The sequence below is a fragment of the Parabacteroides sp. ASF519 genome (assembly GCF_000364265.2).
Taxonomy (GTDB): Bacteria; Bacteroidota; Bacteroidia; order Bacteroidales; family Tannerellaceae; genus Parabacteroides; species Parabacteroides goldsteinii.
In genome coordinates, this window is record NZ_AQFV02000006.1 from 100,420 (window position 1) to 116,970 (window position 16,551).

A 16,551-nucleotide genomic window follows, 5' to 3' on the forward strand; every position below is an offset into this window, starting at 1 on the left:
ACAACGCGACCGAAACAACCGGATTATATAAGAAATCTGCCTATCTTTGTCTACTATCTTTCTCCAAAGAAGACGAGTAAAAACACTTAAACTAAAAAAATGATTTTATCAGAAACAGAAACTTTAATCTGGGATTGGAACGGAACGTTATTAGACGATGTAGAAGTAAACGTCAAGGTTATCAACGAAATGCTCTCAAAAAGGGATTTACCCCTACTGGATATAAATACCTATAAAGAGATATTCTGCTTCCCCGTCAAACAGTTCCATATCCGGATAGGCATCGACTTCGAAAAAGAATCGATCGAAGAGATATCCGCAGAGTATATGGAACGTTATAAAAACTACGAGAAAGATATAAAGCTGCATGTTGATGTCCCTTTTATCCTGGATGCGATCAATGCAAAAGACATCAGCCAATATATTCTATCTGCTGCCGGAACAGACGATCTATTGCGCATGCTTAACCGTTTCCACCTGACGGATAAATTCAAAGGAATATACGGTTCAGATAACATCTGTGCTACCGGAAAAATCGGAATCGGCCAAAGACTGATAAAAGAGAACTCCCTGGATCCGGGAAAAGCGCTCATAATAGGAGATACATTACACGATGCAGAAGTGGCAAAAACTTTGGGAATAAACTGTATTCTGTATTCGGGAGGACATAACAACTACAATTTGTTAACGAACAAGTCTAAAACAATCAGAAATCTGAAAGACATCCTACCTCATTGAATAGCATGCAGAAAATCCAGCCTATAGCAATGTAATTTTCAAAGCTCACCTTTCAGGCGTCAGTCGTAATCTCCCATTGAAAGATAAACGGTCCGACTGAAAGGTGATATAACCGGACTTAGATTCCGCCAGATAGTTATCCGTTTGCCAATCAATAGTTATCCATTCTCCAACCAATAGTTATCCATTTGCCTGCAGGCAGTTATCCTGCTCGTAAAACATAGGTGTTTCGAAATGTTAAGTCAGGACCTTTGACGACAAAACATATATGCTTTGAAGACAAAAGTCATATGTTTTGCAGAAAGTTATTTTACCTTGAATTTTCGTATACACTTTTTCACAGTTTCATCCCTTCAGCCGGGTACATTGAAAAAACAGGCCATCCCGAACAACTGAAAGCTGAAAGCAGTAGTCTGAAATGACATAGAGAACAGCCCGGACATACAAACTGACACAGTATATAGAATTAATTCTAAAAAACAATTGTTTTTGATCCCGAAAATAGTTGTTTTAATTTTGTGTTAGAATTCCGAACGCACAGTAGTTGTTTCAACACCAGGCTGAAAGGAGTTGATAAAAACATTTTCGTAGAGGATTCCGAGTGTGCCGGAGACTACACAGACAGTCTTGTAAATAGTGCCATCGCATGTCCACTCTAATTCCACCTCTTCCAATCCAAGCCGCAACCGCAACAATTGATCCAAAGTCTTCCTTACATCTTTCCTCATATTTTCTGCCTTTTCTTTGTCGATGGAAGAGAACTCTTTCAAACTCATCAATTTTGTTTTTCCATACGCAACAGCAGGATAGCCTGTACCATCAAGTATAGCAAGCTTTGCCCTCTCCAGCTCCTCTTCCGTAGAAATCTTGCCGATGTATTTATAACCTGTAAGGACATACCCCAGATGATATTCAGCCGTATTTTTCTTTATCATATCCAGTTGTTGTTTCCATAAAACAGAATCGGCCGGTTGGCCAGCGGAGAGATAGGGCGTAGCTCCACACAAAAAGGATGCGCCCATGAACAAGCAAAAAAAGAGACTGATAATAATTGCTTTTGTCTTCATGATGTTAGAGTATATAAAAAGTATGTCATGCACAAATGTAACAAGATTACAGACTAATAAGCAAAACGCCTCTGTGTTTTAATTAATTTTAATCAATTTATTTAAGAAATGAAAGCAAATATAGGAAATGACAGCATTGAGGCTCTCTTTTAGTATGTAGTTAAAAATAACAATACAAACAACACACCATACATTTTACAAATAAACGATTAAATAACAAGGATTATATAAACAACAAAATAAAATTTAAAGGAACAAATCATTCTTCATACCCAATTCAAATTAAGTAAAAACTGAGACAAATTAATTTGATACAGCATAATTCTTATTGATAACAACACCATAGTCTTCGTAGAACTATGGCATTATTTCTCATATTATTTAATTAATAATACAAAAGAACAAGCTTTTTAAAGGCATAAAAATGGACAATATTACTACAATGATGGACAATATTTCGATTTCTCATAAATAAATGCAATAAATTGCCATTTATGTCTCCCAATTCTTCGCCTAATGCCATGGTTCTACGAAGACTACAGCATTAAAGTTAACGTATACTAATTACAAACCAGAAAGACTACAGTCTTTCACAAATAACATTATAACATGACCTGAAATACCCTTAGTCGCATTATTCAATTACATACTCTAAGAGAATGTGTAATCTTTATTTGTTAAATTAGATCTAATATGATCCTCTTTTGCTATACCATGCAAAAGCCTGCTTACATACAATCATCATTATTCAGTTGCAAATGAATAATTACTGATTGTACTAACGATACTTTGCACCTAGTATTAAACATAGTACATTAGACAATGAAAACCTCAAAAATTAATGTAACCTTATTCTATCTATTTACCGCATTTCTTTTCATAGGAGGACTTACAGCTTGTAATGATGACAACAGTTCTTCTGAAGATAATCCGTATTCCCCTGATAAACCGTTGGTTGTATCAAGCATAGGTCCCGAAAAAGGAGGAATAGGAACCCGTGTAGTGGTGAGTGGCTCCAACTTCGGAAATGATATATCCAAAGTAAAATTGTTTTTCAATCAAAAAGAGGCCTTGATCCTTAAAGTACAAAACAACGCTATCTATGCCATGGTCCCCAAACAACCCGGAGAACATTCTACCATCAAAGTAGCAGTAGAAGATGGAGTAAATTCAGACGGATCACCCAAATACAGGGAAGAAACGCTTAAAGATAAATTATTTAAATACAACATTAAAGCCACCGTTACTACTGTAGCCGGACAATTAGACGTGAAAACGGCTAAAGACGGCCCGGCTCTGGAAGGTTCATTCGGACGTCCCGTCATGCTAGCTGTCGATGATGAAGGGACTGTATTGATTGCTGACGATGGAGGCAAGATGGTTAGGATGCTTTCCATCCAGGACAACAAACTCAACACTGTAGTTTCCGGGATGCATGAGCCCTGGCAATGTTCATTCAATCTGGACTTTACAAATTATTATGTACTGGAAAGACGTACATCCATGCGCCCGCTTCTTTTCTACGGATTGTATAAATCGAGCAACTGGCAGGAAGCTGAAGCTTATTATGATCAAAAAAATGACAAAGGTGACTACATCGCCGGAGCCATAGATTATTTTGGGCTGGCTGCCGACAATGACTATGTTTTCCTGTTATCCTCTTCAGGTAAACGCCTGATCCGTGTAAGCATTGCAACAAAAAAGGTAGAGCTGATCGGAGAGAATCTGAATATGGATTCATGGGCACACATCGCCTATAATAAGAAAAACGGATATCTCTATATCACTTCCGAAGCCTGGGGACGCCTCTATCGCCTGAATCCTTATCATACTCCTGCCGGACATTCTACTCCATGGATTACACAAAACGAGATAGAACATATCGTTGGAACAGGTAAAGGCGCGGCTAAAGAAGGAAACGGAAAAGCCGCACAACTCGGAGAGATCGAAGGAATGGCCGCCGACCAGGAAGGAAACGTCTATCTGGCAGACTACACCAACCATGTAATCTGGAAAGTAGATGAGGAGTTCAATGCAACCATCTTCGCCGGAGTTCCGGGAGAATCCGGATATAAAGACGGTAAACCCCAGGAAGCACTTTTCAATAAACCTTATGATGTAGCAGCTACCCCCGACGGTATCCTATATGTGGCCGACACCTACAATTATTTGATCCGTTGTATAGCTATTCAATAACCATAGATTAAAGTACATAAAAATGAAAAAATATATAGCATTGATCGTCTTGTTTTTGACGATGCTGCCGGCTTTTGCCTCAGCGCAAAAAACAATTAATATTCAGGGAGTAGTCACCGACTCTAATAATGAGACTCAGATCGGTGTAAACATATATCCGCGAAACGACCAGTCACATGGAACCGTTACAGATATAGACGGCAAATATACCATTCAGGTCAAACCTGGCACAACGCTCGTTTTTTCTTATATCGGATTCAAAACACAAGAGATCAAAATCGGCACGGCCAAGGAACAAACAATCAATGTGGTACTGGATGCCGATGCACAGCAACTGGAAGAAGTCAGTATCGTAGGATATAGCACACAACGAAAAGTCAGCGTAGTCGGAGCCATTACAAGTATTAAACCGACGACATTGAATGTGGGTGGTGTAACTTCAGTCAGTAATGCGCTAGCCGGACGTGTAGCCGGGCTGATCGGCGTTCAGCAGAGCGGCGAACCGGGCAGCGATGTATCCGAATTTTGGATCCGTGGTATCAGTACATTCGGAGCCAATAGCAGTGCCTTAATACTGATAGACGGGATAGACCGCGGAAGTTCCAGCCTGAACGAACTGGCTCCCGAAGATATCGAGAGTTTCTCCGTTCTGAAAGATGCAACAGCAACTGCCGTATATGGTGCCAAAGGAGCGAATGGTGTGGTACTGATCAATACCAAACGCGGTGTTGAAGGAAAAGTTTCGATCAACGGCAGTGTTAAGACGATGATAGAAACACTACCCAGACTTCCCAACTATCTCAGAGCTTACGACTATGCCAGACTGGCCAACGAAGCCAAAGTAGTGAGAGGCGATAAATCGGTTTATTCTCCCGAGATTTTTGATATCATAAAATACAACATGGATCCGGACCTCTATCCGGATGTTAGCTGGCAGGATGAGATATTGAAAAAACGGACACTGGGTGTACAGGGCAATATCAATATTTCCGGCGGTAGCAAACTGGCCCGTTATTATATGAGTGCCTTTTACCGGACCAACGATGCCATTTACAAACAAACCGGCATGGAACGCTATCACTCGAATGTAAGACGTAATCAATATACTTTCAGAAGCAACATCGATGTCGATCTGACCAAAAGTACACTGATTAGTTTACTCTTATCCGCCAAATTGGTTGATATGAACCGTCCGGGCATGGGCACGACCAAAGAGATATGGGGTGCACAAGCATCCTTAACCCCGTTGACTGTTCCGGTACGCTATTCGAACGGACAGCTTCCCGCTTACGGAAAAGGAGACATGACCTCCCCTTCCGTATTGCTAAATGAAACCGGCTTCCTCACTGACCGTGATAATTCTATAGAATCTTTATTGAAAATAGAACAATCGCTAGATTTTATCACAAAAGGCTTAAAAGCGACGGCATCTCTGTCGTTCGACAACTACAACAATCATCTTACCAGCCGTACCAAAATGCCGGATCTGTATAAAGCGACTGACCGCAACTGGAATACCGGGGAACTGATGACACTCAAAACTGTTGTTGCCGAGCCAATGACTTTCAAAAGTACTTCGTACGGTATCCGTACGATTTATGTCGAAGGTAAAGTGGAATACAACCGGTTATTTGCCGAAAAGCACCGTATCGGCGGACTGTTCCTCTACAATCAAAAGGACTACCAACGCACGGATGCAGACGGTGAACTGGCATCTATCCCGCATCGTAATCAAGGGATAGCCGGACGCCTTACTTATTCTTATAATGATATCTACTTTATAGAAGGTAACTTCGGATATAATGGTTCCGAAAATTTCCCGAAAGGAGAACGCTTCGGATTTTTCCCCTCAGCCGCTTTGGGGTATGTTATTTCCAACTATCCGTTGGTGAAAAAGAAATTACCGTTCATCACGACCCTAAAACTCCGCTATTCATACGGATTGGTAGGAAACGACCAGATCAGTAACGATGTCCGTTTTCCTTATCTTACAACCGTAAATATGAGTGCACCCGGATATGTCTTCGGCGACCAGTACCAAAATTCGGGAGGTGGAGTGACCGATGCCGTACTGGGTTCCACCGGCCTTGTCTGGGAAAAAGCGATCAAACAGAATTTCGGTATCGACCTTACCCTTTGGGAAGCGCTTGACATCACGGTAGATGCTTTTATCGACAAACGAAATAATATCTTCATGGAACGTGCCACACTGCCCGGAACCATCGGCGTAGGCACAAAACCCTGGGGAAACGTGGGCAAGATGAAGAGCTGGGGAGCAGACGGTACAGCCTCTTATACCCATCGTTTTGGTAATGTAGACGTTGAATTGCGCGGAAACTTCACACTGACAAGAGATAAGATCATCGATTACGACGAGGTACCTCCCCGCTACCCTTATCTGGCTAAAAAAGGAACCAGCTATGGTGTGACCCGTGGTTTAATCGCTCTGGGACTCTTCAAAGATGAAGAGGATGTTAAAAACAGTCCTACCCAATTCGGCAAAGTCCTCCCCGGAGACATTAAGTATCAGGATATAAATGGCGATGGCCGTATCGACGATTATGATATTGCTCCTATCGGTAATTCCAACATACCAAAAGTTCAGTACGGATTTGCGACCAGTGCCAAATGGAAAGGTTTCGACATCAGTGTATTTTTCAGAGGAGCAGCACAGGTTGATTATTTCATGGGAGGAAACGGATATTACCCGTTTGCCGGAGGTGTGACCGGCAACGTTCTTTCCATCGTGAACGATCAGAAAAATCGCTGGACACCGGCTTCTTACTCAGGAGACCCGTCGACAGAGAACCCTAACGCCCGTTTTCCCCGTCTTACCTACGGAGAAAATGTAAACAACAATCGGCCCTCTTCTTTCTGGCTTGCCGATGCAGGATACCTCCGTTTAAAAACTCTTGAAATAGGATATACGATCCCTAAAAAAATATTATCGAAAATAAACATGAGCAATTTACGTATATCTGTGCTCGGAGATAATTTATGTGTCTGGGATAAAGTAAAATTATGGGATCCCGAACAAGCAAGCGACAACGGTGCCGTTTATCCTATTACCCGTTCTTATTCAATGGTCTTACAAGTCTCATTTTAATTCATCGAATCATGACAAGCAAAAAAATAAAAACAAGTCTATTTGCCTTCTTATTCGTTATCCTCAACAGTGCAGGAATTACTTTCCAATCGTGTAACTTTTTGGATATAGATCCGTATGTAGCCGATCTGTTCACCCTTGACACTGTGTTTGCAAAAAAAGAATATACACAGAAGTATCTGAATAACGTATATAGTTACCTGGTCGACTACGGTTCGCCAAGTGCATGGACAGACAATGCGCAACCCTGGGTTCTAATTAGCGATGAAGGTGTAGCAGGCTACAAGAGAAACAGACACAACTACAATTATTTCTGTAACAATGAAATGAAAGCGGAAGATCTGGACCACTTCGACTATTGGAATTATTTTTATGAAGGAATCCGCAAAGCCAATACTTTTATTCAAAGAGTAAATGAATGTCAGGAAGTAAGCGCTTTACAACGATCGGAATGGATCGGACAGGCGACATTCGTTAAAGCGATGATCTATTTTGAACTGATGCTGGCCTATGGTCCCGTCCCCATTGTTCCTGATACGCCTGTCGACTTCGACACACCTATCGACCAGATGATGGTCGAACGCAACACATGGGATGAATGCAGCGATTATGTATCTGCCTTGCTGGAAGAAGCAATCAAACTATTACCCACACAGGTCAGGGATAATTCAGAAATCGGCCAGGCAGTAAAAAATTCTGCACTGGCAGTACTGTCACGCCTGACGCTTTATACGGCCAGCCCGCTTTATAACGGTGAAAATTCAGAATTCAGCGATTTTATAAACAATGAGGGAGTACCTTATCTCAATCCGGTAAAAGACATAAAAAAATGGGCCATCGCTGCTGCCAATGCTAAACGATTGGTCGACATCAAACCCAACGATCTCTATACTGTTCCCAAAATGGAGAATACTCCGACTTTCCCTGTAACGGCAGCCGAACAAGGTGATTTCCCGGATGGCGTAGGAGGTATCGATCCTTACCATTCTTACATAGATATGTTCAATGGCGAATGTGTATTAGCATCATCTAACCGGGAGATACTTTTTAGCCGCCAAAGTACGGGAATCAACGGCATGAATAAATATGCCGCCCCGGGTGTACTGAATGCCTGGAATGTATTCTTCGTACCGCAATCACTGGTCGATGCTTACTACATGGCCGACGGACGTACCATCAATAATGCAAGTGAAGCCTATCCTTATGAAGAAGGTTACACAAATACGGATCTGGTATTTTCCGGAGAGAAAAACAGTAATGGCTTTACGCTGCTGAGCGGAACTCATAAATGGTATGCGAATCGTGAAATGCGCTTTTATGCAACGATTGCCTTCAATAACTCCTACTTCCCCTCCACCTCAACTCCTCCCGACAAAGTGGACCAGCAGGATGGCAAAGTGGCCAAATATTTCAGCGACTCAAAAAGTGGACGGGACTATGCCCTGAACCGTCCCCAAGGCGAAGCCGAAGAATACCCGATGACCGGATATCTCTGCCGGAAATTCCTTCATTACGAAGATTCATGGATCAGCGGCGGAAGGCAGAAAACCAAATATTGTCCGGCCTACCGTATGGCCGAAGTATATTTAAACTATGTAGAGGCGATGAATGAACTGGATCAGGCATATACCATCAACGACATTACAGTGACACGCAACACAAGCGAAATGAAACGTTGTTTCAACCTGATCCGTTACCGGGCCGGATTACCGGGCATCACCGACGCCGATGTTGCCAATGTAGAAAGAATGAGGGAGTTGATTGCACGGGAACGTCAGATCGAATTTGCCTGGGAAGGACGTAGATATCACGACCTGCGACGTACTAAAAAAGCAATTATCTACGAGAACGCACCGGTTATGGGATGTGATGTAAGCGCAACAGAAGCAGAAAAGGATAAATTTTACAACATTATCCAGGTAAAAGAAAGAGACTGGATCTACAAGGTCTTTACCCGCAGACAGACTTTCTTCCCCATACCTAAAAGTGAAGTGGATAAAAATCCTAATCTGGACCAGATGCCCGGATTTTAATAACATGTTTTTAGACAAATACATTAATACAGTTTATTATGAAACCAGATAAATTAAAGCTCATATTATTTTCCCTGTCAGCCTTCATATTTTGGAGTTGTTCAAGTGAACCGGCTGATTTTGGTGAACAATATAAAAAAACACTCTATATCGTAAACAGCCGTGATATGCTCTACGTGGGTGAACATGCGTATGGAAGTGAAAACAATTCCATGTCATTTTCAATTTATTGCGCCTCTTCCGAACCTATCAAGTCCGACCTGACGGTTCAACTGGCAATCAACCCGAATGCGCTTGACTCGCTCAATAAAAAAAGTGCATTGGGGAACCCTCTATACATCGACAAAAAATTGTTACCGGAAGCAAATTACACATCGACGGATTTATCGGTGACCATTCCGGCAAATGCTCAATACGGAGTACTTCATATCCCCTTAAAGCCACAAGGGCTTGATCCCGACATCTCGTATGCCCTACCTCTCACGATCGTCTCAAACAGCGAAGGATATGATGTGAACGAAGAATTGAAAACAATGGTTTACGAAGTTAAAATGGTCAACGGATTCTCTGGAAATTATGCGGGTAGTTCTATTGAGTTACCTAAAACAATCCGTTCGGTACAGCCAACCCTGAAAGCCATGTCTTCCAATTCTGTACGGATGCCTATCCATTCATTGTCCGGAGAAGCCAGATACATAAAAACCAATTTTATGCTTCTCACTATCGGCGCGGATAGCACATCTGTTACTATAAAACCCTGGCTGGATGCCCAAATAACTGATCTGGGTAAAAGTACTTACGATAAAACAAGACAAAGTTTCTATCTAAGATACAGTTACACAGATGCAGACGGCAAAACATTCGATATAGAAGAGAAAATAACGAATCTCGACGCTCCTGTAATCGATACGGAGGAATAAGGAAGATTGAAGAAAAAGGGCACATGCTATTCCGAAAAAGCATGCGCCCTTTCTAAAAAAAGCCTGCATCCCTTTGCAACATTTTTATTTATCTGTAACTTCGTATATTCTTCCATATAAGGGAAGTACGAAGTCGCATGAAAACACATTACAACGTTATCAACTATATTTTTCTCTTACTATTTTGCCTTAAAGCATCGGGGCAGGAACCGGACATTGTACTCAATAAACTAACCCAGTTTATTCGTGCGACCGATCAGTTTTCCCAATATATTCCCCACGAAAAAGTCTACCTGCATTTCGATAACACCAGTTACTATCAGGGCGATAATATTTGGTTTACATGTTACGTCGTAACCTCCGAATTGCACCAGGCAACCGAACTGAGCAAAACCCTGTATGTCGAACTGCTCAATCCCGGAGGAGAAATAGTGGACAAGCGTGTCTTGAAAATAGAAGACGGCCGGTGCCATGGTGATTTCACGCTAGGCCAGCTTCCCTTCTATTCCGGATTTTATGAAGTCCGTGCCTACACGAAATATATGTTGAACTTCGGCGAAGACGTTATCTTCTCCCGGCTACTGCCCATATTTAACAAGCCCAAAGAAGAGGGAAACTTCGAAGAGAAAAACATGCTGAAATACGGATACGGCAAATACCCGAAGAAACGGGAGAAGCCTCAAAAGGACAAGAAAGTAACCCTGAAACTCTATCCGGAAGGAGGAAACCTGATCCACGGCATCACTTCACGGATTGCATTCGAAATAACCGACGCATTCGGTAACCCGCTGGAAGCCTCCGGAAAGATCATCAATGAAGACAAAGAAGATATCTCCACCTTTTCAACAGTTCACGAAGGACGAGGTTTCTTCGACTATACACCTGACGAAAGCAAACGAAAAGCAATAGTCGACTACAACGGCAAACAATACCAATTTGATATGCCCAAGCCATTACCACAAGGATTCACCTTCCATGTGGACAACCTGTCTTCTCCTGACAGTCTCGAAATCTCCCTACAGAAAAATAAATATACTCCCGCCGAGAAACTGGGCCTGGTTTTTATCAGCAGAGGACAACTACATGGCTACAGCCTTATTAATGTCATCCATAATGAAACAATCCGGTTCAAAGTAGATAAAACAAACTTCCCGGCAGGTGTTGCACAAGCCATATTATTCAATTCCGATGGAGAAATACTTTGCGACCGCCTCCTATTCAACAACAAAGACAACCAATTTAGTATTCAGTCAAAAACCTCGAAAGAGACATACGAGCCTTACGAAGCAGTCGATATGGAATTTACCCTAACCGACCGGGAAACCAATCCCGTACAAACTCCTTTCTCCTTATCGGTGAGAGACGGCATGAACGAAGTTGCGTGGAATCATACTATCCTGACCGATCTACTGCTGATGTCCGAAATCAAAGGGTACGTCCGCAACCCGTCTTACTATTTCGAAGCGGACGACTCTACCCATCGCTCAGCTCTCGACCTTCTTATGATGGTGCAAGGCTGGCACCGTTATTCCTGGAAGCAGATGGCAGGTATAGAACCATTCGACTTGAAATACAGGCCGGAACAAGGTATCGAAATGCACGGCCAGGTAGTTTCATTTGTCAGGAAAATACCCAAACCGAATGTCACCGTCTCTTCCTTCCTGCTCAAAAGGGGCGAAGAGGAAAAGCCCGGCAATGCGTTCGATGTATTTGTTACAGACAGCCTGGGACGTTTCGCTTTCCGTACAGATATTACCGGGAAATGGAATATGATACTGGCTGTAAGCGAAAAAGGGAAAAAGAAAGACCACCGGATCATACTGGACAGGCTTTTCACTCCGGAACCTAAGAGATACCGCTATGCCGAGATGCAAGTGAACATCGCCGATAGAGCGGAAGGAGATAAAGAAGAAAAAACTGAGCCGGAAGATGTTCCCGATATTCAGGAACCGGAAGAAGATATCAACGCCCTGCTGACTTCTTACGAAGATTCATTGGCCAAAGCGGGAAACAAAGAAAAAATCCTCCGCCTGGATGAAGTAACCGTTACCGCTAAAAAGAGATCACGTGAAAAGGATATCTACAACAACCGATCGAAATCTATCGCCTATTACGACGTTCAGTCAGAATGGGATGATATCACGGACCAGGGCAAATACATCGGAAAAGATATCCATGAACTGATGATAAATATGAATAATAATTTCAGAAAAGCCTTCTCCAGACAGGACGAATATCTGCAATACAAAGGCAGAATGCCTCTTTTTGTAATCAACTATGAACCGACGATGGCTACTGAAATGGATTACAACAAATACAAACTGATCCGGCTCGAAGCCATCAAGTCTATCTACATTAACGAGGATATCTCCACTATGTGTAAATATGCAGACCCAAGAATATCTCCGCTGGAAATAGATAAGATATATGGTTGTGTCGTTTTTGTTGAAACATACCCGGAAGACAAGATTCCGACAGATGCCGGTAAAGGGGTACGAAAAACCTGGCTGGAAGGTTATAGCCAGGTCAAAGAATTTTATAGTCCCGATTATTCAGTGCTTCCTCCCGAACCGGATTACCGTCGCACTTTATACTGGAATCCATCCGTTACTCCGGATGAAAAAGGCAAAGCCAGTATCCGGTTCTACAATAACAGCAGATGCCGGAAGTTCAAGGTAAGTGCCGAGACAATTACAGCAGATGGAATAATCGGGGTTTACAAGTAATCAATACAAGTATAACTGTTTCATCTTCTGGATATCGACTCCTAACGTTTCTGTCAGGAACTTAGTCATGGAGCCATACTTTTCGTCTATCTTATCATAGGCGGCATTCAGATATTTTTCATCGACAGTTACTAACGGGGCGATCTGAGGATAATATTTCAAATACGAATCATATTTACCCTTAATATATTCTTTACTAAGCAAATAATCCTTCATAATCGTCGCCTTATCCACATCGAGAGCCGACAGGATAAGCATGGTCGCAACCCCGGTACGGTCTTTACCAGCTGAACAATGATAACTTAACGGTAAAGAATTTTCATCCTGAAGATATTTAAAGAACTCTTTGTATTTGGCCACATAATCATCATAACTGATCATTTCGATATACCCGTCAATCATGATCTGTGCAGTTTCTTCCTCACTAAGTCCCTTAGATATACTTCCGATAATTTCATCAGAAAATATATTACCGGCATTAATCTCTAAATCATAAGGATTCTTTACAGTAGAAGGCAATTTATCCGGAGCAGCCGGCATCATACCGCCAAATCCACCTTCTTTTTCTGTTGCAGTACGAAAATCGACAACGGTTTTCAGTCCCGTACTTGCCAGATATGTCAGGTCGGCATCAGTCATCTTATTCATTTCGTCCGTACGGAACAATTTTCCCCAACGAACAAATTTCCCCTCTTTATTTTTTATACCACCCAAATCCCTGAAGTTATACGCAGTGACCGGCAACAATCTTTCCGCTAATAAAGCCTGACCTTCAGCCGTCTTAAACAAGAATACGGATCTTTTTCCGGCATCGACGCTCAAATCGAAAGAGCCTTTTCCGTCACCGGTCAGACAAGGTGTATTCATATCGATATCTTCAGCTGTAGAACCGGCATATAATTCCCAGGCTTTATCGGTATCCACACTCAGCACAGCCTTTTTCGTCTCTTTATCACGGGTAATCCCAGCATCTCCGCTTATATCCTTACCCGAATATCCAACAGTCGTTTTCTCATCATCGTCCCCACAAGAAACAAATACTCCGGAGGCACAAAATAGTAGCAATAAACAGCTAAACAAATTCTTCTTCATAACACGCTTTTACTCATTAATAAATATTTTAAAAGGCGCGCAAGATACAGGTTTAAAACCAATTACACAAAAACAGAACCGATTTTAGCCCCATAAATGAAATTTAGAATATCGTTTATTTATTTTGGAATATAAAAAAAGGTAACCTCGTTTGTCATCTTATTTTATCAATGCAAAGCATTCATTAAATTGCAATATAATTGATTTCTGGTCAATCAGTATTTCCATATACCTTAATTTTCTCCTCACAAATCCGCATTGTAATATCTCGAAGCATTTCCACCTTTGGTATAAGTGCATCAATATCTTCTTTTGTGACTACAAAATGAGGATTATAGCGGGCATCCACATAGGCAGCTTTTAATAGTTTAAAAAATCGTTTCTCTTCGGAGGTGTTTTGAGGAAATACATTATTCAGATCATCGGAATAACGTCTTACAGAAGATATTAATTTGGAAAGGTTATGCTGTTTACTGTTTCGTAGTGTATGTGTTAAACGGATAGCATAGTAATAATTTTCACAGGATTGATGAAGAAAAAAAGATGCCTCTTTATAATCTGTCTCTTTGTCAGCCATTATTGCATACTTTAAAAAGTTATTTGCTCTCACACACTTTTCATCAAAATACTCTTGTGCCTGCTCTCTGATCTCTTCAAAGTTTAATTTCCGACGACGAGATAATTTATATCTCCCACTATCATAAAGAATAATTCCTTCCTGCTTTATTTGTGTATAGAAATACCGCCCCTCTTCAATGAACTTATTAAGCTGCTTAATATCATCATTGATAAACTCAACAGGGGTATCGCGGTCAAAATCTTTTCCGGCAAAGAAGATATCTTCTACGTTATCCAAGATGGTTTCCGCTTTTTTACTGTTTATTCCGCTTGTTATCACGTAAATGTCATAATCTGATATTTTAACGGTAGGAATACCGCCGTCTTCAATCCGTATACTACGGCGAACATAATTGCCCCTCGCATAACTTCCATACAGAATAATAAACTCCGTCTGAGGTAAGCGACGAAGTATCTCCGTTACAAGAAAATTCAGTTCTTCCTGTTTGTCTTTAGGCAGATAAGCGATCGAGTCTTTCATTATGCTTGATTATGTACAACGTTAAAATACAAAAGTACATTATTATGTGAACAACTGCTACTTATTGGATCTTTCTTTGAATCTGTCGGCAAGAATTTCTTTGCAGACTTCTTTAAGCTGACCGATAATCTCTTGTCCTTTTTTACGGGAAATACGGATACCCTCGCCCACGACAAGCATGTCTTCAATAGTTGGATTTCCGCTGCCGTTAGCAGTTGTAGCGTGTTCACCATTATAACCGCCACTACATCTTGTCAAATCGTAGGCTGGTGCCAATTCCCATTGGGCGTTCCTATAATAAAAACTGAAGTTTTTAGCATGGTCGTCTTTGTTTTCAGCCAGTATATTAAAGACCATTCTTCGGAACATTTCTTCCACCTGAACAGGGTCTTGCGTGATGACCCCGGTTAAAGCCAATAAATTCTCATAAGTCAATGCCGGATAATGGATAGATTGGTTAAGTAAAGCTCCGGCTGTTGCGGTGTGTAAACGTTGACCATCTTCTATATCAAATCGTTTTGTAGCAAAATATTTATTTTCAATAAGTTTAAAGTCAGGCACATTGATACCTGATGCACGAGCAGCTTTATTATATTGATATTCCATTTTACCCATATCTTTCGGATCATTGATATGACGGAATTTCAATATCCAATCTCCTTCCTCATCTTTATAAAGTGATTTTGGGCGACAGCCACCTGAATTACCACTATTAAAATAAAGAACATCGACATCCTTATCCGTTTTCTCGGCAAGCACCTCGAGAGCTAAATTTTGCATATAATCTAATTCCGGTAGACCTTTTGGCTCACCGATATATAATTCAGGCACATACGATAAGGCCCCCATTCCGGAAGCGCCAACAATACTTAAACGTTGCACAGGAGTCAAGCTGGTATCATCTATCCCCTCTTTTTGCAATATTCTGTTTAAAAGATAACGCCCGTACCCGTCAGGCAGGCTGTCTTCAAAAATTCCAAAATTGCCATAGAAAGGTTCTATGGGGGCAATAAACAAACCTTCTTTCAAGTCTAATTGCCTTGGAGCAATAGAAAAACCGGACTTTAGCCATTCTTTATCATATTCAAAAGCACACCTTTGAGTAGGAGTCATAGCAAGTTCACCCACCTTTTTGTCTCCATAGAATACAGACACTTTATTTATCTGTCTGATTTTCTCCAAAGACCTTATTTTCCTGGTTTCACTCTTTTTCTTTCCTGACATTACGGCTTCCTCTTTTCCTGTTTAAATTCCTGTTTATCTCATCCAGTTCAGCCATTGTGTTGTATAATGGTTCTGACAATAATTGTTTCAAATCATTGGTATATCCCAACGCTTTTGCCAATGCAACAAAAGAAACTAAAGATATGACATGCTTCGTTTCAAATTTCGCGATTGTAGCAGCAGGAACCTTACTCAAATCTGCCAAAGCATCTCGTGAGAGGCCTTTTTCCAAACGTCTCTTCTGACAGTTTTGTGCCAGAACCTTCATTATGGCTTCTGTCTTATCTTCGTCGAATGTATATAATAAAGTCATACTATAGTAGCAATAAACGGCTTAATCAATATTATTG

At 41.3% G+C, this 16,551-nt stretch carries 11 protein-coding genes; 6 read left to right on the forward strand and 5 right to left on the reverse strand.

Annotation, left to right across the window (positions count from 1 at the left end; genetic code table 11):
- The first annotated feature begins 99 nt into the window (after nucleotides 1-99).
- On the forward strand, nucleotides 100-738 hold the full coding sequence (locus tag C825_RS00815) for an HAD family hydrolase (protein WP_010801017.1): 639 nt from the start codon (nucleotides 100-102) through the stop codon (nucleotides 736-738).
- Nucleotides 739-1,259: 521 nt separating this feature from the next.
- Here the strand turns inward: C825_RS00815 and C825_RS00820 are convergent.
- Nucleotides 1,260-1,805 carry a hypothetical protein gene (locus C825_RS00820; RefSeq protein WP_009860191.1) on the reverse strand — a complete coding sequence of 182 codons (546 nt, stop codon included), beginning with the start codon at nucleotides 1,803-1,805 and terminating at the stop codon, nucleotides 1,260-1,262.
- 822 nt (nucleotides 1,806-2,627) lie between these two features.
- On the opposite strand from C825_RS00820, the gene C825_RS00825 reads away from it, so the two are divergent.
- From C825_RS00825 to C825_RS00845, 5 genes are all read left to right on the forward strand, one after another.
- Nucleotides 2,628-4,001 (forward strand): IPT/TIG domain-containing protein, encoded by a 1,374-nt coding sequence (locus C825_RS00825; protein ID WP_010801018.1) that lies wholly within the window; start codon nucleotides 2,628-2,630, stop codon nucleotides 3,999-4,001.
- Between the two features lie 22 nt (nucleotides 4,002-4,023).
- Nucleotides 4,024-7,107 (forward strand): SusC/RagA family TonB-linked outer membrane protein, encoded by a 3,084-nt coding sequence (locus C825_RS00830; protein WP_009860193.1) that lies wholly within the window; start codon nucleotides 4,024-4,026, stop codon nucleotides 7,105-7,107.
- Between the two features lie 11 nt (nucleotides 7,108-7,118).
- Nucleotides 7,119-9,140, forward strand: coding sequence for a RagB/SusD family nutrient uptake outer membrane protein (locus tag C825_RS00835; protein ID WP_010801019.1), 2,022 nt, complete (start codon nucleotides 7,119-7,121; stop codon nucleotides 9,138-9,140).
- A 38-nt stretch (nucleotides 9,141-9,178) separates the two neighbouring features.
- A complete protein-coding gene (locus C825_RS00840) occupies nucleotides 9,179-10,060 on the forward strand; it encodes a BT_3987 domain-containing protein (protein ID WP_010801020.1) in 882 nt (293 codons plus the stop codon).
- A 137-nt stretch (nucleotides 10,061-10,197) separates the two neighbouring features.
- Nucleotides 10,198-12,786, forward strand: coding sequence for a hypothetical protein (locus tag C825_RS00845; protein ID WP_010801021.1), 2,589 nt, complete (start codon nucleotides 10,198-10,200; stop codon nucleotides 12,784-12,786).
- Here the strand turns inward: C825_RS00845 and C825_RS00850 are convergent, their stop codons facing one another.
- The 4 genes from C825_RS00850 to C825_RS00865 form a co-directional block, all read right to left on the reverse strand.
- Nucleotides 12,787-13,878 (reverse strand): tyrosine-protein phosphatase, encoded by a 1,092-nt coding sequence (locus tag C825_RS00850; RefSeq protein WP_010801022.1) that lies wholly within the window; start codon nucleotides 13,876-13,878, stop codon nucleotides 12,787-12,789. It lies immediately after the preceding gene.
- A 211-nt stretch (nucleotides 13,879-14,089) separates the two neighbouring features.
- Nucleotides 14,090-14,977, reverse strand: coding sequence for a HEPN domain-containing protein (locus C825_RS00855; RefSeq protein WP_010801023.1), 888 nt, complete (start codon nucleotides 14,975-14,977; stop codon nucleotides 14,090-14,092).
- A gap of 57 nt (nucleotides 14,978-15,034) precedes the next feature.
- Nucleotides 15,035-16,201, reverse strand: coding sequence for a type II toxin-antitoxin system HipA family toxin (locus tag C825_RS00860; RefSeq protein ID WP_010801024.1), 1,167 nt, complete (start codon nucleotides 16,199-16,201; stop codon nucleotides 15,035-15,037).
- Nucleotides 16,179-16,514: a helix-turn-helix domain-containing protein gene (locus C825_RS00865; RefSeq protein WP_010801025.1), complete on the reverse strand. Its 336-nt coding sequence runs from the start codon at nucleotides 16,512-16,514 to the stop codon at nucleotides 16,179-16,181. The genes C825_RS00860 and C825_RS00865 overlap by 23 nt, the downstream gene beginning before the upstream one ends.
- Nucleotides 16,515-16,551: the final 37 nt, after the last annotated feature.